The sequence below is a fragment of the Nonomuraea sp. CA-143628 genome, assembly GCF_050942315.1.
GTDB lineage: Bacteria > Actinomycetota > Actinomycetes > Streptosporangiales > Streptosporangiaceae > Nonomuraea.
Genome location: NZ_CP192072.1, coordinates 1,569,429 through 1,589,797, shown reverse-complemented (window position 1 = coordinate 1,589,797; position 20,369 = coordinate 1,569,429). Strand labels below are relative to the sequence as shown.

The following is a 20,369-nucleotide window of genomic DNA, read 5'->3' as shown; positions in this document are numbered from 1 at the left end:
CGGCAGGTCACCTGCGCCGAACTGTGGAGCTATGCGCCGGTGACGAGACTGCGTTCCAGGGCGATGATCGGCTCGATGCTCTGCAGGTCGTAGTTGCTCAGGACGATGGCCGTCCAGTCCATGTCGAGGTAGAAGGACCAACTCGTCGAGATGCCGCCCGCGCCGCCCCCGTGAGTGATGATGCGCTGGTTGTTATAGATGGGGGCCACCGGCCCGTACGCCTGGAAGGTCTCTCCGCGGAGCGAGTTACCGGAGGTGTCCTCCTTCAGCGGCTTGGCGGAGATCTTTCCGTTCACGTAGACCTCGGTGTAGGGCCGCGAGGTGAGCCTGCCGCCTTGCAGCGCGACCGCGAAGCGAACGAGGTCCGGAGCGGTGGAGAAGCCGTTGCCGCCGCCTGTTCCCATCCATCCCCGCGCGGAGTTGCTGCCTTGGCCGGCGTCGCCGTAGACAGAGCCCTTGTCGAGGTTACGGACGGCGTCCACTCGCGTTCCGTCCTTTTGATACATGTACGGATGGGCGATGCGGTCGTCGGCCAGCCATTGGCGGCGAGTGTAATAGGCGGAGTCCTTCATACCGGCCGGGAGGAAGATGTTCTGGCGGACGTAGTCCTGGAACGACATGCCGGTGACCTTCGCCACGAGCTCGCCGAGCAGGGTGTAGCCCATGCTGCTGTAGGCCTTTCTCGTCCCAGGAGGGAATTCAAGCTCAAAAGTCGTCAGATTCTCCCAGAAGTCCGCCAGCTGCCCCTCGTAGCTGGTGTGGATCTTCTCCGGCGGCGGCTGCTCGCCGGGGCGCCGGGCGTCGCCCAGGCCACTGGTGTGGGTCAGGAGATGATGCACGGTGATGCGTTCGGCCATCGCCGCCGGCAGGCCGTTCAGATGCTTGCTCACCAGGTCGTAGAACTTCAGCTTGCCCTGCTGGACGAGCTGCACGACGGCCAGCCCGGTGAACAGCTTGGAGGTCGAGGCCAGGGCATAGATGGTGTCGATCTTGTTCGGGATCTTGCTTTCCTTGTCCGCCCAGCCGTAGGCGCGGGCCAGAACCTGGCGGCCGCGGTAGGCGATCATCACAGTGCCGGAGAACTGCTCCTTGTCCGCCAGTTCCTTGACGTACCTGTCGAAGGCCCCTCCAGGACGCAGATCCTTCGGAATCCGGCCGGTGCTTGCCTCGGCGGTTCCCGGCGCGGCCAGGAGATCACCGGCAGCCAACGGGACCGCGCCCAGGAGCCCGAGGGCCGAGCGGCGTGAAGGGTCGTGGCCGGCCAGGGGACGCGACAACACCATGGAGAACTCCTCTCGCGGGAAACGATCTGCGAGAGATCCAAGCAAGAAGGCCGTTTCCTCGACGTTTCCGGGAACCGGGTCAGCGGGGGCCGGTAAGCCGGACGTCGCCCTGCGCGGACAGGACGAAGACCTGCCAGTTGTAGTAGGCGTAGAAGCTGCGCGAGTCGCGCTTGATCTGGCGCGCGTGCGCGAGGACGGCATCCACGTACCGGGCGTCGTGGTTGTAGGCGAACACCGCACGCCGGTAATCTCTCGGCGCCCCCGACGCCTTGAGGTAGTTGGCCGCGGCAAGCACCGCGTCATGCGCGTCCTGGACGTCCCCGCCCAGCCCGTACTGCCGCCACGTACCCGGCATGAACTGCATGGGCCCCTGCGCCCCACTGGAGCTCGCCGACCTGACCCGTCCGAACTTCGTCTCGACGAGCATGATCGCCGCGAGAACCTCCCACTCGACACCGAACCGCTTCTCGGCCCGCACCATGTAGCCACGCAAGCGCTCGGCGGGCTGCGGCTCCACCAGGCGCATCCGCTTGCGCTGCGCCGCACTGATCGGACGGGCCAGGGACAGCAGCTTCCCGATCGCCGTGGTGTTGTCACGCGCCTCAGCGGCCAGCCCCTTGGGCAGACGCTTGACGACCCCCTGGGTCAGCTCCGTACTGCGGGCCATCGCCCGGTAGATGCGCTGCTGATGAAGAGCGAGCAACACGACGTCCTGCGGCGGCCGCTCCTGCGCCCCCTTGGTCCAGCTGTCGATCGCCTCGTTCAGCGCGGCGGTCGTCTTCTTCAGAGCATCGGCCAGCTTGACGGGGTCGCTGGGAATGCGGACATCAGGCGCGGGCACCCCCACGGCCCCCGCCTCCGGAGAGGGCGTCTGGGTGGCACTCGGAGCGGTGGCCTGGGCGGGCCGCTCCGGTGCCGCCGATCCGTCCGCCTCACCGCCACATCCCGCGAGGACGGCTACGAGGGACGCCGCGATCATGACGTGGACCGATCTCATGACGCCCTACCGTATCGCCCGGACCACCTACAGGAGGGGTGGACGCCGAGTCATGGCCCTAGGTCAGGTCCTGCGGGTCGGAGAGGGCCGCCGCGGCTGCGGTGAGGGCAGCGTGGGCGTCGGAGAAAGGCTCGCCGTGGCCGACGCAGGCCAGTCGCGCGTCGATCCGGGCGAGTCTGTGGAAGGAGCGGAGCATCTCGGCACGGTCAAGGTTGAACACGCCGGGCATGACCTGCCCGTTGACGTGCGCAACAGTGTCTCCGGTGAACAGCACGCCGGATCGCGGCAGGTGGAGGGCGATGCTGCCGTCGGTGTGACCGGGCGTGTGGATCACCTGTGCGCCGCCGCCGAAATCGATCACGTCGCCGTCCTCCAGCTCGCGGTCCACCCTGCAGGCCGGTGCGGGGGGCAGCAGGTGGGCGCCAAGGCTGCGGTGGAGAGCGGCCTCCTCGTCGGTGAACCGCGGAGCGGGGGCGGACTTGTCGCCGCGGATCACCGGTGCCTCCAGGCGGTGGGCCAGCACGATGACGTCTCCCCAGCGGCTGATCTCGGCCGCGCCGCCGCAGTGATCCTCGTGGAAATGGGTGAGCACGACGCGCTTGACGTCGCTGGTACGGAAGCCCAGTTTTTCGATCGCGGCCGCGATATCGCCGCCGGAGGTGGCGATCCCGGTGTCGACCAGGGTGAGCTCGCCGCCGTCGTTCCACAGATACGCCTGGCCGAACTCCAGCAGGAGCAGGTGCAGTTCGGAACGGAGTTCCACGGTTTTCATCTCATGCCCCTTCGGTTGGAGAACAGCAAACCCGCAGCCGCCTGGTGGCGTCCAACAACGATTTCCGCCGGATTGACAACCAACGGTTTCCAATCCAGGCTCGGCACGTGGAAGCGGACATCGAGGGCCTGCGCGCGTTCGTCGTCACCGCGGAAGAGCTGCACTTCGGGCGGGCCGGCGAGAGGCTGTTCATCACCCAGCAGGCGCTGTCGAAAAGGATCCGCCGGTTGGAGGAGGCTCTGGCGGTTCCGCTGTTCCGGCGAACCACCCGCGCGGTGGAGCTGACCGAGGCGGGGCGGCTGCTGCTGCCGCGCGCGAGCGAGGCCGTGTCCGCCTTCGACCGGGCGGTGCGGACGGTCCGCGCGGTGGACGAGATCCTGCGAGTGGACGTCTACGACGAACGATTCACGCCGCTGCGAATGGTGCGCCGGGTGAGTGAGCGCGACCGACGCATGCGGATCGAGCTGAGCATGCGCCAAGGGCTGTCCGTGGCGTTGCCGGCGCTGCGGCGGCAGGAGATCGATGCCGCGTTCGGCCGGGTCCACGACGCGTCGGCACCGTGGCCGGCCGAGCTGGCGTACAAACTGGTCCGCTTGGAGCCGCTGCACGCGTTCGTACCCGAGGATCATCGATTGGCCGACAGAAGCGTGCTGCGGCCGGCCGACCTGCGCGAGGCGGGTATCGCGATGCCCGACCCAGCGGGCGCGGTCGAATGGCGGCATTATCTGCGACGGCTGGCCCACCGGTTCGGCGTGCCGTTGCGGTTCAACGCACCGGCCATCGGTCAACGACATCTGGTGGAACAGTTCCTGGCCGAGAAGGCGGCGGTGGGGTTGGGTGAGATGAGCATCGATCCGGCCGGCAGCGGCCTGCGCCGTATTCCGATCGTCGAGCCGACGCCGCTGATGCCCTGGTCGGTGGTCTGGCACCGTCGCAACCCCCGCCCTCTGCTGCGGGCCTTTCTGCGACAACTGCGCCCATCCACGCTGCCTTCGCCGTCCGATCCGACGGTATGGCTACCGGAGATCGATCTGACCCCCATGAGTCACTGATCGTTTCCCACCGCTACGAGTCACGCATGGTACGGATCAGTACGGGCATCGCGACCAGCAAGGCGATTCCGCGCAACGCCCCCGCGACCGGGTAGGACGCCCGCGATCCGAACGCGTGCGCCACCAGCCCCCCGGACAGCGCCCCGAGCGGGATCAGTCCCCAGCCGAGCATCCTGTAGACGCTGTTCACCCGGCCGAGCAGCTCGGATGGCACGATCCGTTGCCGGAGGCCGACGGTCACGATGCTCCATAGCGTGGTGACGAAGCCGCTGACGGCCAGCAGGATGCCGAGCACGATCATGTTCGGGCTCAGCCCGATCCCGGCGAAGGTGACGACGTTCGTGACGAGCGCGGCCAGGAGCGCGGGAAGCTCGCCCGTCCTCGTGATGACGCGGGCGCTGAGCAGTCCTCCGAGCAGGCTGCCGATCGCGGCGCCGGCGAGCAGCAGCCCGTAACCGGCCGCGTCGAGGCGCAGTGTCTGGGTCGCCAGCAGAACCAGGGAGACGTTGCCGAGCTGAAAGCAGAAGGTGTTGACGCCGAGCAGGAGCGCGAGGGTGCGCAGCAGCCGGTGACGGGTCAGCCAGCGCAGGCCGTCCGTGATCGCCGTTCGCATCGGTGGGTGCTCGATCCGCACACGTGTGCGCCCGCGTAACGTCGCCAGCAGTGCCGCGGACAGGGCGAATGAGGCGGCGTCCACACCGAACGGCAACGCCGCGGCGACCGCGAAGAGCAGGCTGCCGGCCGGTGGCCCGGCGAACTGCAGGCCGACCGCGGTGATCGTCTGCTGGTGACCGTTCGCCTTGTGCAGCAGCGGTTCGGCGACGATATCCGGCAGCGCCGCCTGCGCCGCGTTGGCGAAGACGACCGTGCACGCTCCCAGCGCGAAGGCGGTGATGGCGAGCACCGGGATACCGATCTGGCCGAACGCGGCAAAGCCCGCGAGGGCAGCGACGATCAACGCCTGGATCGCCTGAGCGCTCCACCTGCGGTGGCTGCGGTGGGCGGTGGATGAGCTCGCCAGGTGTCCGCTGGATCTCTCGCATACCTGGCCGTTGATCGTCAGCGATCGGCCGAACTGGCCGGAGTTCCTCGTTCCCGCCCCGCTCGGTTCGGGGGCCTCCATCGACGACGACCTTGCCGCGTTGCGCAGGACACCTGCGTCTCAGGTGCGGATCAGCCTCCGGCGGGTGTTCGGCGAGAACCTCCCCGCCCCGGCCGTCGCGCTCGCCGACCAGCCGGCGGCAGGACCGCGTGCGATCGCCGCGGAACTGCGCGCGGCGCACGAACGGCTCATCGCGCCGCACTGGTCGCGGATCCGGGCCGTGCTTGATGCGGATGTCATCTATCGGGCCAAGCAGATGGCCGCAGGTGGTGCCGAGAGGTTGTTCGCCGACCTGCATCCGGATTTGCGCTGGCACGATGGCCGGCTGCAGCTGGGAGGAGCGCGTTGGCGAGTCGAGCGGGTCGTGGAGCGTGGTCCGGGTGGGCTGGTGCTCATGCCGGTCGTTCTCGGCTCACCGTACGTACTGATCAAGAAAAGGACGTCAACGCAGACCACGGTGCGCTATCCGGCACGGGGTGTCGGGGCTCTGTGGACGGCCGGGACACAGGCGGTCGCAGGCAGTACGATCCGGCGGCTCGGCCGGGCGCGAGCCGAACTACTTGAGGCCCTGAGGTCCCCCGCGACGACGACGGACTTGGCTCGAGCCCTCGGGATCACACCCAGCGCGGTCTCACAGCACCTCCGCGTACTGCGCGAGAGCGGGCTGGTCGCCCGCGAGCGATCCGGGCGCAGCGTGTTGTACATGGCGACCGCTCTCGGGGCGTCCCTCAGCGGGACAGCTACCTAGGCTCGGCGTCAGGTCCAAGTCGCCGAATCCGGGTCGATGCCTCGATCGCGGGCGCTGGCGTCGATGATGTCACGGAGCCAGATGGTCAGGCCCGGCTCGATTTCCTCGTAGTAGGCCGTGAAGCCAGGATCGGCGGCGTGCTTCCTTCCCAGGCACACATGCATCGAAAGAGTGCAGTCGAAGTACGCGTCGATGGAGGCCCTGTGTCGCTCCGCCAGGGCGTTGGCCTCGGCACTGCCTGGCCTGACGCCGGCGCGCTTGGCTTCCGCCAGGTCGTGCTCGAGCGTTGCGATGTTGTCGGCGATCCGCTGCCAGTCCTCGGGGGTCATGCCCGCGGCGCGCTCGGCGTACTGTGCCCATTGAACCGTGTCCCCCCATCGGTCACGTGCGTCCGCGGCCAGTGACGGCTTCCAGCGCTGGCCGAAGATCGCGACTTGTTCCTCCGCGGAGAGCAGGATGCCGACGCGCGCGGCTTCGATCATGCGATCGACCGCGTCGACCATCGCCTGCAAGCGGGAGATGCGATCGAGGAGCTGGCTGCGCTGCTGTCTCAGCGGCACGGTCATATCGGCCGTCGGAGCATCGAGAAGCTCACCGATGTCGTCGAGCGACAGGCCGAGCTCGCGGTAGATGAGCACCCGGTGGATGCGTGCGACGTCGGCCGCGGAGTAGAGCCGGTAACCGCCGCTGGTCCGCCCGGACGGGCGGACCAGCCCGATCGCGTCCCAATGATGGAGGGTACGGACGGTGACTCCCACGTGCGATGCCGCGGCCCCGACGGTCAGCCCGCCGGGGCGCGCGGCATCGTCCATCACGGTGTCGGTCACGCCATCGAGTCTGACATGCGCGGTTTCACCCTTTGGGGAGGGTGAAACCGTTTGCTTCGAGGTAGCGTGCCTCGGCGCTGTCGGGGTCGAGAGGACGGGCCGCGGTCATGATCACGCGAGCGTTCTCCGGGGTGACGACTTCCAGTTCTACGGTGTTCCACGGAGTCTGCCGCGGTCCCGTCGTGCATCCGGGCACCAGCGCGGTGCACGCCTGCGCGATCTCGTCGACCTGGCTCAACACGCAGCTGAAGCCGATGCTCACCGTTGACAGGGCCGGCGGGACGTCGGTCGGGACGAGCAGAATGTCTTGGAACGCCCACCGCCGAAGGTGCGTGACCTGGCCCGGGACCGTGAACAGGTCGATGAAACCGAGCCCGCGGGTCCAGAAGTTCACGGACGCGGCCAGGTCCGGCGTCGGCACGGTGACGAACATCGGCATGCCGTAGATGCCCCGGTAAATCTCAGGCGGCTTCGCGTCGGGCCCGGGCGGAGGGACCGGGCTGATATCGAATGCCTCGTAGTACTCGGTCATGCGCTCATCGTGGAGCCTAACGCAACGTCAGGGTCAAATGCGTTGCAGCATGCCCAGAAGAACGGGACCGGCGTTCATGGCACCGTGGACAACGAGAATGGGCCACATCAGTCGGTATCGGCTCCACAGACAGCCGAGGAACAACCCCTGCACTCCTTGATTGACGAAGGCCGAGGAGAGGTCTGTGGGAAGGTGCCCCGTGCCCTGGATGCCGACATGCCAGGCCGCCCAGAGCAGGGAAGCCAGCACGATGGCGGGCCAGCGGCCGATGATGTGCTCCCATCGGGTCTGCAGCCACCGCCGGTAGAAGACCTCTTCGAGCAGGCTGTTGACGCTGAACACCACGACGATGGTGAGCACCAGTGTGACGGGATCGACTCTCGCCGCGTAGTCGCTGGACGGCACGGCCAGCGGACCTGTGTAGGTGAGAACGAGCCACGCGGTCACCGGTGCGATGGGGCCGTAGTTACGCCAGGCCGCGGGCCGCTCATGGATCTGGCCGCGATCCGCGGAATCGCGCCGTGACAGCCAGAACAGCAGTGCGGGTACGGCGAGCAGCAGGATGAGCTTCAGCAGCGTGTGGGCAGGTTCACCACCGCCCGACAACCATAACCCCGCGGCGAAGAGCGTGGCTGAGACCAAGAGGAGGATGGCCTGGAGGTGAAGGCCGCCACGTGCCGGTGCGGCGCCGGCGGGAGTCGCCTTGGGGGGCAGCAGCCGTATGAGGACCAGTCCGGTGAGAGCCGGGATCCAGCGGTGCCACATGGGCACGGTGTCGGCGTGGTCGGCCGAGTAGCGAATGCCGGTGTTGCCGTTCAGTGCCAGCCATAGTGCCGCTCCGGCGATCAGGGCCAGGCCGGCCACCAGGATGCTCAGGCCCAGCGTCGGTTGCCATGCTTTATTTCGCACGCCCGTACTTTATAGGAGACCGTACAGGTGTGCTGTAATAGGAGCATGCCAAAGATCGTGGACCACGAGCAGCGGCGCGAGGAACTCACCCGGATCGTGTGGAGCATCATCAGCCGGGACGGGATCGAAGGGGCCACGGTCCGCAAGGTCGCCGAGGCGGCAGGCGTCTCGGTCGGCGGGTTGCGCCACTATTTCGACAATCAGCGCGGCCTGCTCAGCTTCGCGGCGCAGGCGGTCGCCAGAAGTGTCACCAAGCGCATCACCGGCCACCTCGATGCGGACCTGCCAGGCATGCGGCGCGCCCAGCTCATCCTCGAAGAGCTTCTTCCCCTCGATGACAACCGCCGCGTCGAGGTGGACGTATGGCTGGCATGCCTGGTGCGCTCGCATGTGGATGAGTCCCTGGCGGAGCTGCGTGACGCGAGTTGGCCGGGGGAACGCCACATCTGCCGCCTGGCGATCGCCTCTTGCCACAGCCTGCCGCTCCCCGATCGCGTGGGACAGGAGTTCGCCGACACCGAGCTGGAAGGCCAGGCCACGCGCCTCCACGTGTTCGTGGACGGCCTCACGCTCCAGACAGCGACCTTCCCACACAACTTCACGCCTCAAGCCATACGTCAGATCGTGCGCGACGAACTGCGCCTCCTCACTGAGGCGCCGTTCACGTCCCCGCGGCCCGTTCCGCGTAGCCGTACAGGAAGGTCGAAACCCCTGCGGTGATCATCTCTCGGAGCGCGTCCTCGTTGTGGAGGTCCGCCCGGTCGGTGAGGTTGTCGGCGGAGATGAGCAGCATCAGGTGCCCGGCCGCGCGAGCGGGATCGTGGATCGTGAGGTCGCCGCGCTCGGCGATCCTGCGCAGGCGTTCGGCCAGTTCGCGTCGGGTACGGCCGGGGCCGGTCTCCTGCCAGAGCTTGAGCGCGGCCGGCGGGATGTGCTCGACCTCGGCGTTGACCTGGCGGATGAGCGCGAAGTGCGGGGCCAGGTCGGAGGTCAGCACGCCGAGCCAGGCCAGTCCGAAGTCGATCAGGTCGCTCTCGAGATCGATCACCTTGGTCAGATGGCGATCGATGATGTCGACCATGGTGTCCGCGACCCGCCGCGTACTCTCCTGCATCACCGCCTGGAACAACTCGGCCTTGTCGGTGAAGTGGTTGTAGATGGTGCGGTTGGACACCCCCGCCTCGACGGCGATCGCGTCCAGCCCGGCGCGCGTGTAGCCGTCGCGGGCGAACAGGGCCAGCGCCCCGGCCATGATCGCCCGGCGCTTGTCCGGCTGGCCGACCGGCTTCTTTCTCTCGATCACGCTTCCCGAGCCTAGCCGATTACACCGACATTTGCATTCGCTACGCCGATCGACGTAATGTCTGCACCGATCGGTGCAACGCCCCATTGTTGAGGAGACGTCAATGACCAAGATCGGCATCGTTGTCGGCAGCACGCGCCCCGGCCGCCGTGGCCGCGCCGTCGCCGAGTGGGTGGCCGAAGTCGCCGCGCGGGAGCAGCCGACGGTCGACTTCGAGATCATCGACCTCGCCGACTTCGGCCTGCCGCTGCTGGATGAGCCGCACCCGCCGGCGTCCGGCTTGTACGGCAACGCGCACACCATCCGCTGGGCGGAGGCGGTCGCCGGCTACGACGGGTTCGTGTTCGTCACACCGGAGTACAACCACTCCATCCCCGGCGCGCTGAAGAACGCCCTGGACTTCGTCTACGCCGAGTGGAACGACAAGGCGGCCGGCTTCGTCGGCTACGGACTGCATGGCGCGACCCGCGCGGTCGAGCACCTCCGGTTGATCCTGGCCGAGCTGAAGGTCGCCACCGTACGCAGCCAGGTGGCGCTGTCCCTGCACCACGACTTCACCTTCTCCGCCCCCACCGAGCCGGGCGACTTCACTCCCGGCCCGCACCAGCACTCCGCCCTCACTGCCCTGCTGAACGACGTCGTCGCCTGGTCGCGGGCGCTCGAACCGATCCGTGAAGGAGCTCCGGCATGACCGCCTTGACGACCGAGACCGCGCTCGACGACCTGGCCGACGCGATCGCCACCGGCGCGACCGTCGCCGGACTCGGCGAGTCCACCAGATTCGCTCACGAGACCTTCGAGGTGCGCGACCAGCTCTTCCGCCGCCTCGTCCGCGGGCACGGCTTCCGCGCGCTGGCCGTACAAGACCACGCCTCCGTCGGGGCGGCCCTCGACGCGTACGTCACCAGGGGCGCGGGCACGGCACGATCCGCCCTGGCCGGCGCCTGGCGGCCCTGGCGCACCGCCGAAATGGCCGCGGCGCTGGAGTGGATCCGCGCCTTCAACCAGGGCAACCCGGACGACCCGGTCCGGATCTTCGGGGTCAAACCCGCCCAAGCGCAGCCCGCCGACTACGACGTCATCATGGAGCACGTTCGCCGGGCCGCCCCGCACCGGCTGGCCGAACTGGCCGTACACCTGGAGTCGATCCGTACCGCACATGAGATCGACGAGCACGTGCAGCGGGCCAGAGGCCTGCACCCGGGCCGCCCCTTCGCCGAACACGCCCGCGACGCACTCGCGATCATCGAGCAGTTGTCCTCCGGCTCCGTCCTGGAGCGGATGCGTCTCATCGTGGACTTCCACCAGCGCAGCGTCGCCGGACGCGACAACTATGCCGGCGATTCCCAGACCTGGGCCGACACGATCGTCGACCACCAGCACCGGACCGGCCGCCGCGTGGCCTACTGGGACGGCATCGCGCACACTTCAGCCGCTCCGGCGACCCTGGGCCTGGCGCCTGAACGTGGCCCTCAGCCCACGGTCGGCAGTGTGCTGCGCGACCACTACGGCACGCGCTACGTCTCTGCGGCGATCGGTTTCCACCACGGCGACCTCGGTGCCGTCACCGTCCCGGAACCGGCCTCGGACTGGCTCGACGCCCGCCTCGGCGCCACAAACCAGCCCGCCCACTGGCTCGACCTGCGTGACGGCGGATGGGACGGGCCGATGAAGGTACGCGTCATCAGCGGCGTTTACGACCCCACCAGGGACGCGGCCGAACACCTCGCCGTCGCCTCCCTGCCCGCTGCGTTCGACGTGCTCGTCCACCTGCGCCAGGTGTCCCCCGTGCACTGGTTGACGGCGTAGAGGTGCGCCGAGGAGTCCGATGTACCGGTGAACGAGGTCGTCGTCATCATGGCCGGCTCCGGACGGGGCGAGCGAGCGTTGTGATCACTTCCCCGGGATCCGGGGGTGTGTCAGCGCTTAGCGCGGAGTCGTGGATGGGCACGTACGTGATGTCGGGCCGGGCGAAGTAGCGGGCAGCGTGCGCGTGAGCAGGCGAGACGGCCTCGCCGACGACGCGGGCCACCCAGGCCACCCCGGTGGCGGTGTGGCCCTCCCACGAGATCGGCCGGGCTAACGCCGCCTGAGGATGAACGCCTGCGCATCGTCTCTCCCTTCGTCGATGGTGCCCACCGCCCACAGGTCAGGCGTTCCCGGGATCGTGGTCGTGTTGACGTAGCTTGCAGCAGGGACGCGGCGGTCCTCCCGGGTCCACTTCACGCCGTCGTAGTGGAGGAAGGCGATTTCGCCGCCAGGGCCCACGCCGCTCGCCCACACATTGTTCTTGCCCGCGGCTGTGACGCTGGTCAGGGAGACATTCCAGGCGGGCAGCTTCACCCGCTTCCAGATGGCGCCGTCCCAGTGCATGACGAGCGGGACAGGGGGGACATCACTTTTGGGCTTGTCGATGCATCTGCCCGACTGGGAGTCCCGCTCTTGTTCGCTTGGGGAGAGCTCTCCCACGGCCCACACGTCGTCCGGGTCGATCTGCCAGACGCTCTTGAGCACCCCGCCGGGTACGTTGGGGACGAGCCCGTCGTCCATGTACCAGTTGGTGTGCACCGGGTCCGTGTGCCAGATCGCCGCTGTGACCCCTTGGCATTCCAAGTGGTCCGTGGCACCGACGATCCACATGTGACCGCTCTTCAACGAGACCGCGTTCATCCTGCCGCCGTCGCCGACCGAGTTCAGCGAGAACTTCCTGCCGTCCCAGCGGACGGCGTAGGGGCCTTCGGGGCCGTCACCGAGCAGCACAGCACGGCCTTTGTCCACGGCGATGTCGTAGAAGAAATAGTTCTCGGCGATTCCGAACGGCTCGAAGGTCGTCCAGCGGCCGCCACTTCGTCGGGCGATCTTGGAACCAGCGGAAATCCAGACGCCATCCTGCCCGTCCACGTCGAGCGCGCGGAGGCCGTCCTCGTCCTTCCACGGGAGCGGAACACGGGCCCAGGCCGAGCCGCCCCACCGCAGGAGGACGCCCACGCCCTCGCTGTCTTCCGCGCCGTCTTCGAACCCGATGGCCCACGCGTCACGCCGTCCAAGCGCCTTCACCTTGATCATCCCCGAGGCCCGTTTGAGCTTCGGGACCTTGATGTCCTTCCACCGCCTGGACTGCTCGATCGGTTGACCCGCTGTTGACGACGTGGTGGGCGCGGCAGGACCGGCGGTCGCCGGAGAGACGGCAGGCGTGGGGGACCGTACGCCCTCGGGCGTCTCACCCGAACATGCCGCCAGCACACCCAGAAAGGCCGCCATTGCCGCCACACGCCACATGATCGTCATGCTCGGCCATCCTTCCCGCCTTTCCCAGCGCAATCCGATTTCTCCAGAAATATCGCCGAGCCAGTTCAGAGCAAGGCAGAGGAGCACCACCGAGGTCGAGTCGCCGCGTCGATCAGCGCCTGCCGCCGCTCGGCACTCCCTCGACGCTTGACACCACTCCGTTTGTAGTACTACGTTTTAACCACTCCAAGCAGAGTACTACATCAGGAGTTGATCAATATGCGAAGGCTGGTCTACTACATCGGCGTCTCACTCGACGGCTACATCGCGGGCCCCAACGTCGAGTTCGACTTCTACCCCGTGTCGGACCAGATGGCCGCCTGGATCAACGACCGTTACCCCGAGACGCTCCCCACCCACGTCCGCAAGCTTGTCGGCCTGGAAGGCGTGCCCAACAAGGTCTTCGACACGCTGGTGATGGGCCGCGGCACCTACGAGCCGGCCCTGGACGTCCCCACCACCAGCCCGTACTCCCACCTGCGCCAGTACGTCGTCTCCAGCACGCTGACGATCGACGACCCAACGGTGCAGGTGGAGACCGGCGACCCGATCGAGCTCGTCCGGCGGCTGAAAACCGAGGACACCGGCATGGACATCTACCTCTGCGGCGGCGGCAGGCTCGCCGCCTCCCTGCTCCCGGAGATCGACGAGATCATCCTCAAGAGCTACCCCGTGGTGGCGGGCACGGGCATCCCCATGTTCTCCGGGCAGTTCCGCCCCACCCTGTTCGCCCCCACTCGGCGCGAGTCCTTCGACAACGGCGCCCAGGTCACCTGGCTCACCAGGGCTTAGCACCAAAAGGAAGAAGCATGCATATCAAACTCCCAGCCTCGATCACCTGGGCCAAGAACGACCACCAGGCCCGATCGCCGCACCGGCACGAACACCTGGCGCGCGACCTCAAGCCCACGGGCCGGACCAATCCCTCCCGCCGCCCGACCGCCGCCCCTCGCCGCAGCGGATACTGATCGAGCCGGCGCCGCTCGGTGGGCTACGTCATCGCCCCCTCGACTCTTGGGCCGGTCGTCGCGACCAGTTCGGGAACATGGTCACTAGGCGGTGAGACGTTCAGCTCAGTGGATTCCTACTTCTTCCTTCGCGTCGACGAGCTGGAGGTGGACACCTCCGGCATGGACGATGACTCGAGCCGATGCCAGACGAGTTCGGTGGTCTCGAGAGTCCGCGCGGCGCTCCCCAGATCGGACCGGTTGTCGGCGAGTCCTGCCACAACATCTCGGAAGTGTTGTAGGGCGGGGACGAAACCCATCACGGTCCAGCCGGAGTTCGACGGCGTCGGCAGGGTGTAGTTGGGACGCCAGACCTCCGCTGGACCGTCGGCGCGACGATAGGTGCAGGTGTCGACATTGTCGACCTGCACGGATTCTCCTCGCCCGTAGACCTCGACGAACTCACCCCGATGCGCGAAGGAGGCAGTCGTGCAGAAGTCGAACGAGCACGTCGCACCTCCCTCCGTCCGGGCGACGAGACTCACGCTGAGGCCGACGGTGGGCACGACATTCAGGACTGCGGAGATCTCGTCGATCTCCCCCACGAGGTACCGTGCCAGGTCGATCATGTGCACCGGGTTGTCGATCAGGTAGTGGCGAAGATCGGCTAGATACTCGTCGACGCGGCCCATCGCGAACGTGAAATGCGCCAGGGAGGGAGAGCCGAAGCCCGCGGAGCCGATCACCTCCCGAGCACGCTGGTACGCCGGCGCGAACCGCTTCATGTACCCGACGACGACCTCGGTACGTGCCTCGGCGGCGAGGGCGGCGAACTCCCGGAGCTCGGACGCGGACTGCCCGCCTGGCTTCTCACAGAAGACCGGGATCCGAGCCTCGATGCACTGGGCGAGGATCGGCCGGTAGGCGGCCGGCGGGACGGCGACCACTACCCCGTCGAGACCGCCGGCCGCGAGCATGTCCTCGACCGAGGTGTGGTGAGCATCGGCGCCCCAGCGTCCGGCAGTGATCGCCGCACGCTCCGGCGTACGGGCGCAGACCGCGACGAGATCGAGACCGGCCTCGAGGATCGACGGGTACAAGGCGTTGTTCGCGTGCCGGCCCGCGCCCACCACACCGACCCTCACGACGCGCTCGCCCGATCCCCGCTCAGGAGCCGATCGATGCGGCTCGCGGTCTCGCTGAAGACACGCTCAAGGGCATCCGGCTGCCCGTACGCCTCCACGATGGCCGCCGACCACATGCTCGCGACATCGAGGTACTCCGGCATGGGCGTCGGCAGCACTCGGGCGGTCGTCCGGAGGATCTCGAGGCTGTTGTCACCGAAGCCGTTCCACCCGGAGGCCGCGGTGCGGAACGCGTCGTCGTCCCATGTGCTCTGCCGCGTCGGGTTCATGTTGCCCTCCTGTGCCGCCCGGGCGAGGAAGGCCGGGGAGCTGGCCCACTCGATGAACCGCCATGCGCCGGCCTTGTCGTCCGAGGCGCTGTTCATCACGAGCGACCAGGTCCACATGTTCGCCTCTCGCCCGCCTCCGGGTCCCAGCGGCGGCCTGGTGTACGCGACCCGCCCGCGAACGGCCGAGTCGGCTCCCTCGAAGAAGGCGACGTAGTGGTCGGAATCGACGATCATGCCGTACCGGCCCGCCGCGAAGTCGCGGGCGACGTCGAGCCAGTGCCCGCCGGGGAACCGCGTCGGCCCCGACGCGCGCGCCGACATGAGGAAGTCACGGGTCGCCGCGAGCATCGTCGGACTGGCGAGCGCGCTGCGGCCCGTGTCGTCGAAGTCGCTCGCGCCGTACGACCAGACCTGGGTCGCGTAGCCGGTGTACATCGTGTGCCAGGTGTCGGTGCCGCGCTGGGCGAAGCCGCGGACGCCGGGTACGCGATCCGCGATCCGCGCTGCCGCGGCGAAGTACTCCTCCCACGTCGACGGCGGCTCGCTGAGACCTGCCTGCTCCAGCACGTCCGGCAGGTACGCCAGGTTGTACGTCTCCCAGTTGACCGGGATCTCCAGCAAGGGACCGGCACCGAGAGGGTCCCCCCGCCGCCCCGTCCAGCGGTTGGCGTCCAGCAAGGACGGCAGGAAGTCGTCCGGCCGGTAGTCGTCGCCGCACTTGTCGAGGTAGGCGTCGAGTGGTTCGACGATGCCCTCGCCGGCGAGCTTCCACATCGAAACAGGTCCCGACACGAACACATCCGGCGGGGACTCTCCGCGAAGCCGGCTGCGCAGCGCGTCGAGGGTGTTCGTCACGTAATCCGTCTCGGGGATGATCTCGAGTGCCACGGTCTCGCCCGTTAGTTCCTCGTACTCATCGACGTGCCTCGTGAGGCTCGCGACGTACGCGTCGTTGTCGGGGCCGATGAAACGGACCATTCTGTGATGTCTCCTTTGCAATGCCTCGGCCTGCGTGCCTTAGAGGGGCCGGGCGGAGGGTGGGAGGTTCCGGGTACGCGACTGTCGTCAGACCGGGAACCGTCGGCGCGCACGTTCATGGAGGACGGCGACGACCTCATAGAGCACGATCACGGTCACGGTCACGACGACCACGTCTGCCCAGAGCCGGGTGTAGTCGAAGGTCGTCGTGGCGGTCGTCATGGCCTGCGAGATCCCGTTCCCGGTGACGAGCCACTCGGCGACGAGCGCGCCGAAAAGCGCGAGCGGGATGCTGATCCGCGCGGCGTTCAGGATTCCCGGAACGGCTCCGGGGATCCTGACGAACCGGAGGGTCGCCCAGCGGCCACCGCTGTAGACGCTGACCACTTCGAGGGTGGATCGCGACCGTTCCTCCAGCGCCGTGACGATGACGATCATCGCCGGGAAGAAGACCACCAGAAGTCCCGTGACGATGATGAACGCGGGTCCTCGACCGCAGATGGCGACCAGCAGCGGGATGAAGGCGATCTGCGGAACGCACTGCGATGCGATGAGCAGCGGAAGACCCAGACGCAGCAAGACGGGAAAGCTCACGAGGACGCATCCGGCGATGATCGCCGCGGCCATGCCGGCTCCGAAGATCATGCCGCTGTCGCGCATGGTGATCAGCCAGTCCGTCGCCAACGCGCTGCGGTGCGCGGCGGCAGTCGGATTGCTGACCAGGTAGTTCAGCACGTCGAGCGGGGATTTGAAGACGAGGGGACTCGCACCCCCGAACAGGATGATCGCGACCCAGATCACGATCAGCGCGACGGCGGGCGTGAGGAACTCGGCCACACGCCCCGGGAGGCCGGCGCCGGGCACCGCCCCGAACGAGGTCTGGCCCTCGACCGGGTCCACGTGCAGCCAGCGGCCGATCGCCGTGGCCGCCACGTAGAGGAGGCCGCCGATCACGGTGGCGACGATGGCGACGCCCCAGGTCTGTGCGGTCTGCAGCTTCTGCTGGCTGACCACGAGCACCACGCCCAGTCCGTTGTCGGCGCCGCTGAACTCGGCCACGAGAGCCCCCAGGAGCGCCCCCGGGCCGGCAATGCGCATGCCGGCCACGATGTTCGGCAGCGCCGACCGGAGTCCGACCTTGAGGAGGATCTGCAGACGACCACCGCCCGCGCAATGCACGATCGCGGCGATGTCCGCCGGCGTGGCACGAAGACCCGTGATCACCCCGACGAGCATCGGGAAGAACGAGAACAGGACCGCCATCGTGATCCTCGTGGGCTGACCCGGGCCCTCAAGGCTCGAGATCAACGGGAGGAGCGCCGGCAGCGGCAGGCAGTAGATCGCGAGAGCTACGCGCGAGACGGCGCGCTCGAGCAGCCCGGTCAGCGATCCGACCGCACCGAACACGAGGCTGATGGCAGCGGCGATGGCGAAACCCTCGAGCGCCGTCACGAGGGTGGGGGCGGCATTGGCGAGGTAGAACGAGAGATTCCCGATCAGATCCTCGGCCACGCTCAGCGGCGTCGGCACCGAGCCGGACGGAAGAAGCCCGGAGAGCGCGACCAGCCACCAGAGCCCGATGGCGAGCGCGAATCCCCCGAGTGTCCACACGGCACTCGGGACCTGGCGCTCGGCGCGCCGGGATCCGTTGGCGGGTCGCCCCGTCGACGGGAGCCCCTGAGTCGTGTCCATCGAGGCCATCTCAGGCGCTCTGCCCGGTCGCGTCGTCCTCGAAGAGCAGCTCACTCAGCTCGTCGACGAGACGATGGAACTCCGGGCCGCGCATCATCTCCGGCACTCGGGGTCGCGGCAGGTCGATCGCGACCGTGCGCAGGATGCGGCCGGGTCGCGGCGTCATCACGACGACCACGTCGGAGAGGAAGATCGCTTCGGAGATCCCGTGGGTGACGAGCAGTGTCGTGGCCGGCCGCTCCGTCCAGATCCGCTGGAGTTCGAGGTTCAGCCGCTGCCGGGTCATGTCATCGAGTGCGCCGAACGGTTCGTCGAGCAGGAGGACGTCCGGCTCGAAGGCGAGGGCCCTCGCGATCGAGACCCGCTGCCGCATCCCACCGGACAACTGGTTCGGCCGCGCCTTCTCGAAGGTCCGCAGCCCCACCAGCTCGACAACGTCCTGGATGGCCGCCGGATCGGGCCGCCGGCCCGCCACTTCGAGCGGAAGCCGGATGTTGTCCGTGACGGTGCGCCACGGCAGCAGCGCGGAGTCCTGGAACGCGACTCCCAGGCGACCGCTCTTGCGGGCGACCGAGGGGCTCTGACCATCGATCGACAGGCTGCCGGCGGTCGGGCGATCCAGGTCGGCGAGAAGGCGCAGCACCGTCGACTTCCCGCACCCGGATCGACCGATCAGGCTCACGAACTGGTTTCGGTCCACCGTGAGACTCACGCCGCCCAGAGCGTCGACGCGCTGCCGCCTCGCCATGAAGGTCTTCGTGATTTCGTGAAGCTGGATTCCAGCGGGCGTTTTCGTGGGCGATTGGTCTACCTGCGCACGCATTCGGGGTCCCTCGCCCTCAGTGTTGGAAGTTGTTGACGATGAGGACTTCGGCGGGCTCGTCGCTCCCGAGTCCCCACCGATGGGGGATGTCACCGTCGTGGTTCAGCGCGTCGCCGGGGCCGAGATCGACAGGGCGGCCGCGCAGGAATTCGACGCGCAGATGCCCGCGAATCACGTACACGAAGTCCTCACCCTCGTGCTCGAACCAGTCCTGCGGCGGGTCCGCCTGCTCGATGAGATAGTGGTGCGCCTTCAGCGACAGCCCTGAACTGCCCCGCGTCAGGAGCCGCGACCGCTGGGCATCGTCGCGATTCCCCGCTCGCATCTCCTGGCCGGTTCCGGCCCGGGTGATCAGCATCGACGTGGAGCTGACAGGAAGCAGACCGTTCGGCGTGGTGCCCAGCAACTCGGCGAGGCGGTACAGCCGGGGCAGGCTGATCGACGACTGGCCCTGCTCCAGCTGGGTGATGAACGACGCCGACACTCCCAGTTGGGCGGCGAGATCCTTGCTCGCCATACCCAGCTCTTGACGCCGATGGCGCACCGCCGCTCCGACGTCGCGCGCGAAGTCGTCGGCCTCGCTCCCTTGGATCTGGTCGCCCGTGTCCTTGTGTTCGGTCACGACAGCGTCCTCAGTTCCGGGTACTCCTTGTAGACCTCGGCCAGCAGGGACATGTCGAACAGGTTGTCCACGGTCGTGTGAACGCCGGTGAGCGCGAGCGTCTCCACCGTCTCCTTCTGCAGCGCCTCAGTGACGGTCAGGATGCCGTTCTTCTCGGTGTCGGCGGTCCTGATCAGGGCGATCTCCGCCTGATTGCAGGCCAGCTGGTTCTCGAGCGAGAACTTCAACGACTTGCCGTACTTGTTCACGGCCAGACTCGCGCCCTCCTTCGGGTCGGCGATGTCGGCTCTCCAGCCCATGATGTCGGCACGGAGAGCCGCCTTGAGCATCGTCCGGTTCTTGGAGATCTGATCCGTCGAGGCGACGTAGGTCTGGGTGATGGTGGCGTACTTGAAGTCCGCGAACATCATCACGGCCGGGTCGTGCCCGGACTGCTTGAGACTGATCGGAGAGTTCGTCGAGTAGTCCATGATCCCGTCCACCTGACCGGCGACCAAGGGGGCAGGGTCGTACTGGAACGGCACGATCGTCATATCCGAGGACTTGAGGCCGTTGACGGCGAGAAACGCCTCCACCGCGGGCTTGTCCGCGTTGGAAACAGCGATCGTCTTCCCCTTCAGGTCCGCCGGCGTCGTGATGGGGTTGCTCCGCAGCGACACGATGCAGGACGGCGTCTTCTGGTACATCGCGCCGATGACCCGGAACGATGCGCCGTTCTGATTCGCTGCGACGATTTCCGTCGGCGACGAGACACCGAACTGCGCGGTTCCGTTTGCCAGTTGGGTCAGCACAGAGACCGCCGACGGGCCGCCCGGAATGAACTTGACCGACGAGAAGCCGACCTTGTTGTAGTACCCCTTCGTGTCTGCGATGTACGGACCGGCCTGTGTCACGTCGTACAGCCAGGAGAAGGCGTACTGGAGCTGACCTAGACCGCCGGCGGCCGGGGCGCCCGCCCCAGTGCTCGTCGATGCTCCACAACCGGCGAGCGCGAAGCCCACCGTGGTGGCGAGGCCGAGCCCCAGCAGCCCGCGGCGCGACATCGCGCCGCCGGGAGAATTCAGCTGATCGGTCATTGTC

22 protein-coding genes are annotated in these 20,369 nt (G+C 67.8%); 7 read left to right on the top strand and 15 right to left on the bottom strand.

Going from position 1 to position 20,369, the window contains the following annotated elements; genetic code table 11:
- Positions 1 to 29 precede the first annotated feature (29 nt).
- From ACQP2T_RS07400 to ACQP2T_RS07390, 3 genes are all read right to left on the bottom strand, one after another.
- The gene (locus tag ACQP2T_RS07400; RefSeq protein WP_433515451.1) at positions 30 to 1,283 is read right to left on the bottom strand and encodes a serine hydrolase domain-containing protein; all 1,254 of its coding nucleotides are present in this window, start codon (positions 1,281 to 1,283) and stop codon (positions 30 to 32) included.
- A 79-nt stretch (positions 1,284 to 1,362) separates the two neighbouring features.
- Positions 1,363 to 2,280, bottom strand: a complete 918-nt coding sequence (locus tag ACQP2T_RS07395; protein WP_433515450.1) for a transglycosylase SLT domain-containing protein — start codon at positions 2,278 to 2,280, stop codon at positions 1,363 to 1,365.
- 58 nt (positions 2,281 to 2,338) lie between these two features.
- Positions 2,339 to 3,052 (bottom strand): MBL fold metallo-hydrolase, encoded by a 714-nt coding sequence (locus ACQP2T_RS07390; RefSeq protein ID WP_433515449.1) that lies wholly within the window; start codon positions 3,050 to 3,052, stop codon positions 2,339 to 2,341.
- Positions 3,053 to 3,159: 107 nt separating this feature from the next.
- Here ACQP2T_RS07390 and ACQP2T_RS07385 point away from each other — a divergent pair, with 107 nt between their 5' ends.
- On the top strand, positions 3,160 to 4,104 hold the full coding sequence (locus tag ACQP2T_RS07385) for a LysR family transcriptional regulator (RefSeq protein WP_433515448.1): 945 nt from the start codon (positions 3,160 to 3,162) through the stop codon (positions 4,102 to 4,104).
- 13 nt (positions 4,105 to 4,117) lie between these two features.
- Here ACQP2T_RS07385 and ACQP2T_RS07380 read toward each other — a convergent pair whose 3' ends face one another.
- Positions 4,118 to 5,227, bottom strand: a complete 1,110-nt coding sequence (locus ACQP2T_RS07380; protein WP_433515447.1) for an MFS transporter — start codon at positions 5,225 to 5,227, stop codon at positions 4,118 to 4,120.
- A gap of 43 nt (positions 5,228 to 5,270) precedes the next feature.
- On the opposite strand from ACQP2T_RS07380, the gene ACQP2T_RS07375 reads away from it, so the two are divergent.
- Complete coding sequence (locus ACQP2T_RS07375; protein ID WP_433515446.1) at positions 5,271 to 5,954, top strand: metalloregulator ArsR/SmtB family transcription factor; 684 nt, start codon at positions 5,271 to 5,273, stop codon at positions 5,952 to 5,954.
- Positions 5,955 to 5,962: 8 nt separating this feature from the next.
- Here the strand turns inward: ACQP2T_RS07375 and ACQP2T_RS07370 are convergent, their stop codons facing one another.
- Genes ACQP2T_RS07370 through ACQP2T_RS07360 form a run of 3 tightly spaced genes read right to left on the bottom strand, consistent with a single transcriptional unit; the run spans position 5,963 to position 8,222 of the window.
- Positions 5,963 to 6,781 (bottom strand): MerR family transcriptional regulator, encoded by an 819-nt coding sequence (locus ACQP2T_RS07370; RefSeq protein ID WP_433515445.1) that lies wholly within the window; start codon positions 6,779 to 6,781, stop codon positions 5,963 to 5,965.
- 25 nt (positions 6,782 to 6,806) lie between these two features.
- Complete coding sequence (locus ACQP2T_RS07365) at positions 6,807 to 7,313, bottom strand: VOC family protein (protein ID WP_433515444.1); 507 nt, start codon at positions 7,311 to 7,313, stop codon at positions 6,807 to 6,809.
- Positions 7,314 to 7,346: 33 nt separating this feature from the next.
- Positions 7,347 to 8,222, bottom strand: coding sequence for a lysostaphin resistance A-like protein (locus ACQP2T_RS07360; RefSeq protein WP_433515443.1), 876 nt, complete (start codon positions 8,220 to 8,222; stop codon positions 7,347 to 7,349).
- Between the two features lie 45 nt (positions 8,223 to 8,267).
- Between ACQP2T_RS07360 and ACQP2T_RS07355 the strand changes: the two genes are divergently transcribed.
- Positions 8,268 to 8,942, top strand: a complete 675-nt coding sequence (locus ACQP2T_RS07355) for a TetR/AcrR family transcriptional regulator (RefSeq protein ID WP_433515442.1) — start codon at positions 8,268 to 8,270, stop codon at positions 8,940 to 8,942.
- Here the strand turns inward: ACQP2T_RS07355 and ACQP2T_RS07350 are convergent.
- On the bottom strand, positions 8,884 to 9,525 hold the full coding sequence (locus tag ACQP2T_RS07350) for a TetR/AcrR family transcriptional regulator (RefSeq protein ID WP_433515441.1): 642 nt from the start codon (positions 9,523 to 9,525) through the stop codon (positions 8,884 to 8,886). The genes ACQP2T_RS07355 and ACQP2T_RS07350 overlap by 59 nt on opposite strands.
- A 103-nt stretch (positions 9,526 to 9,628) precedes the next feature.
- On the opposite strand from ACQP2T_RS07350, the gene ACQP2T_RS07345 reads away from it, so the two are divergent.
- Together ACQP2T_RS07345 and ACQP2T_RS07340 are read left to right on the top strand one after the other, a co-directional pair.
- Positions 9,629 to 10,216, top strand: a complete 588-nt coding sequence (locus ACQP2T_RS07345; RefSeq protein WP_433515440.1) for an NADPH-dependent FMN reductase — start codon at positions 9,629 to 9,631, stop codon at positions 10,214 to 10,216.
- Positions 10,213 to 11,334: an erythromycin esterase family protein gene (locus ACQP2T_RS07340; RefSeq protein ID WP_433515439.1), complete on the top strand. Its 1,122-nt coding sequence runs from the start codon at positions 10,213 to 10,215 to the stop codon at positions 11,332 to 11,334. Before ACQP2T_RS07345 ends, ACQP2T_RS07340 begins: the two co-directional genes overlap by 4 nt.
- 270 nt (positions 11,335 to 11,604) lie before the next feature.
- On the opposite strand, the gene ACQP2T_RS07335 is transcribed toward ACQP2T_RS07340, so the two are convergent.
- Positions 11,605 to 12,813 carry a hypothetical protein gene (locus ACQP2T_RS07335; RefSeq protein WP_433515438.1) on the bottom strand — a complete coding sequence of 403 codons (1,209 nt, stop codon included), beginning with the start codon at positions 12,811 to 12,813 and terminating at the stop codon, positions 11,605 to 11,607.
- Between the two features lie 219 nt (positions 12,814 to 13,032).
- Between ACQP2T_RS07335 and ACQP2T_RS07330 the strand changes: the two genes are divergently transcribed.
- On the top strand, positions 13,033 to 13,605 hold the full coding sequence (locus ACQP2T_RS07330) for a dihydrofolate reductase family protein (RefSeq protein WP_433515437.1): 573 nt from the start codon (positions 13,033 to 13,035) through the stop codon (positions 13,603 to 13,605).
- A 17-nt stretch (positions 13,606 to 13,622) separates the two neighbouring features.
- Positions 13,623 to 13,781, top strand: a complete 159-nt coding sequence (locus ACQP2T_RS07325) for a hypothetical protein (protein WP_433515436.1) — start codon at positions 13,623 to 13,625, stop codon at positions 13,779 to 13,781.
- A gap of 116 nt (positions 13,782 to 13,897) precedes the next feature.
- Here the strand turns inward: ACQP2T_RS07325 and ACQP2T_RS07320 are convergent, their stop codons facing one another.
- From ACQP2T_RS07320 to ACQP2T_RS07295, 6 genes are all read right to left on the bottom strand, one after another.
- Positions 13,898 to 14,905, bottom strand: coding sequence for a Gfo/Idh/MocA family oxidoreductase (locus ACQP2T_RS07320; protein ID WP_433515435.1), 1,008 nt, complete (start codon positions 14,903 to 14,905; stop codon positions 13,898 to 13,900).
- Positions 14,902 to 16,152 carry an ABC transporter substrate-binding protein gene (locus ACQP2T_RS07315; RefSeq protein ID WP_433515434.1) on the bottom strand — a complete coding sequence of 417 codons (1,251 nt, stop codon included), beginning with the start codon at positions 16,150 to 16,152 and terminating at the stop codon, positions 14,902 to 14,904. Before ACQP2T_RS07315 ends, ACQP2T_RS07320 begins: the two co-directional genes overlap by 4 nt.
- An 87-nt stretch (positions 16,153 to 16,239) precedes the next feature.
- Positions 16,240 to 17,844 (bottom strand): ABC transporter permease, encoded by a 1,605-nt coding sequence (locus tag ACQP2T_RS07310; RefSeq protein WP_433515433.1) that lies wholly within the window; start codon positions 17,842 to 17,844, stop codon positions 16,240 to 16,242.
- Positions 17,845 to 17,854: 10 nt separating this feature from the next.
- Positions 17,855 to 18,592 (bottom strand): ABC transporter ATP-binding protein, encoded by a 738-nt coding sequence (locus ACQP2T_RS07305; protein ID WP_433515432.1) that lies wholly within the window; start codon positions 18,590 to 18,592, stop codon positions 17,855 to 17,857.
- A 91-nt stretch (positions 18,593 to 18,683) separates the two neighbouring features.
- Entirely contained in the window at positions 18,684 to 19,289 is a 606-nt protein-coding gene (locus ACQP2T_RS07300; RefSeq protein WP_433515431.1) for a helix-turn-helix domain-containing protein, read from the bottom strand.
- Entirely contained in the window at positions 19,286 to 20,365 is a 1,080-nt protein-coding gene (locus tag ACQP2T_RS07295; RefSeq protein WP_433515430.1) for an ABC transporter substrate-binding protein, read from the bottom strand. Before ACQP2T_RS07295 ends, ACQP2T_RS07300 begins: the two co-directional genes overlap by 4 nt.
- Positions 20,366 to 20,369 lie beyond the last annotated feature (4 nt).

Excerpts from the sequence above, each read along its gene's own strand:
- ACQP2T_RS07400 (WP_433515451.1), bottom strand. The coding sequence starts at position 1,283 with ATGGTGTTGTCGCGTCCCCTGGCCGGCCACGACCCTTCACGCCGCTCG.
- ACQP2T_RS07395 (WP_433515450.1), bottom strand. The coding sequence starts at position 2,280 with ATGAGATCGGTCCACGTCATGATCGCGGCGTCCCTCGTAGCCGTCCTC.
- ACQP2T_RS07390 (WP_433515449.1), bottom strand. The coding sequence starts at position 3,052 with ATGAAAACCGTGGAACTCCGTTCCGAACTGCACCTGCTCCTGCTGGAG.
- ACQP2T_RS07380 (WP_433515447.1), bottom strand. The coding sequence starts at position 5,227 with ATGGAGGCCCCCGAACCGAGCGGGGCGGGAACGAGGAACTCCGGCCAG.
- ACQP2T_RS07365 (WP_433515444.1), bottom strand. The coding sequence starts at position 7,313 with ATGACCGAGTACTACGAGGCATTCGATATCAGCCCGGTCCCTCCGCCC.
- ACQP2T_RS07355 (WP_433515442.1), top strand. The coding sequence starts at position 8,268 with ATGCCAAAGATCGTGGACCACGAGCAGCGGCGCGAGGAACTCACCCGG.
- ACQP2T_RS07345 (WP_433515440.1), top strand. The coding sequence starts at position 9,629 with ATGACCAAGATCGGCATCGTTGTCGGCAGCACGCGCCCCGGCCGCCGT.
- ACQP2T_RS07340 (WP_433515439.1), top strand. The coding sequence starts at position 10,213 with ATGACCGCCTTGACGACCGAGACCGCGCTCGACGACCTGGCCGACGCG.
- ACQP2T_RS07335 (WP_433515438.1), bottom strand. The coding sequence starts at position 12,813 with ATGACGATCATGTGGCGTGTGGCGGCAATGGCGGCCTTTCTGGGTGTG.
- ACQP2T_RS07330 (WP_433515437.1), top strand. The coding sequence starts at position 13,033 with ATGCGAAGGCTGGTCTACTACATCGGCGTCTCACTCGACGGCTACATC.
- ACQP2T_RS07325 (WP_433515436.1), top strand. The coding sequence starts at position 13,623 with ATGCATATCAAACTCCCAGCCTCGATCACCTGGGCCAAGAACGACCAC.
- ACQP2T_RS07315 (WP_433515434.1), bottom strand. The coding sequence starts at position 16,152 with ATGGTCCGTTTCATCGGCCCCGACAACGACGCGTACGTCGCGAGCCTC.
- ACQP2T_RS07310 (WP_433515433.1), bottom strand. The coding sequence starts at position 17,844 with ATGGACACGACTCAGGGGCTCCCGTCGACGGGGCGACCCGCCAACGGA.
- ACQP2T_RS07305 (WP_433515432.1), bottom strand. The coding sequence starts at position 18,592 with ATGGCGAGGCGGCAGCGCGTCGACGCTCTGGGCGGCGTGAGTCTCACG.
- ACQP2T_RS07295 (WP_433515430.1), bottom strand. The coding sequence starts at position 20,365 with ATGACCGATCAGCTGAATTCTCCCGGCGGCGCGATGTCGCGCCGCGGG.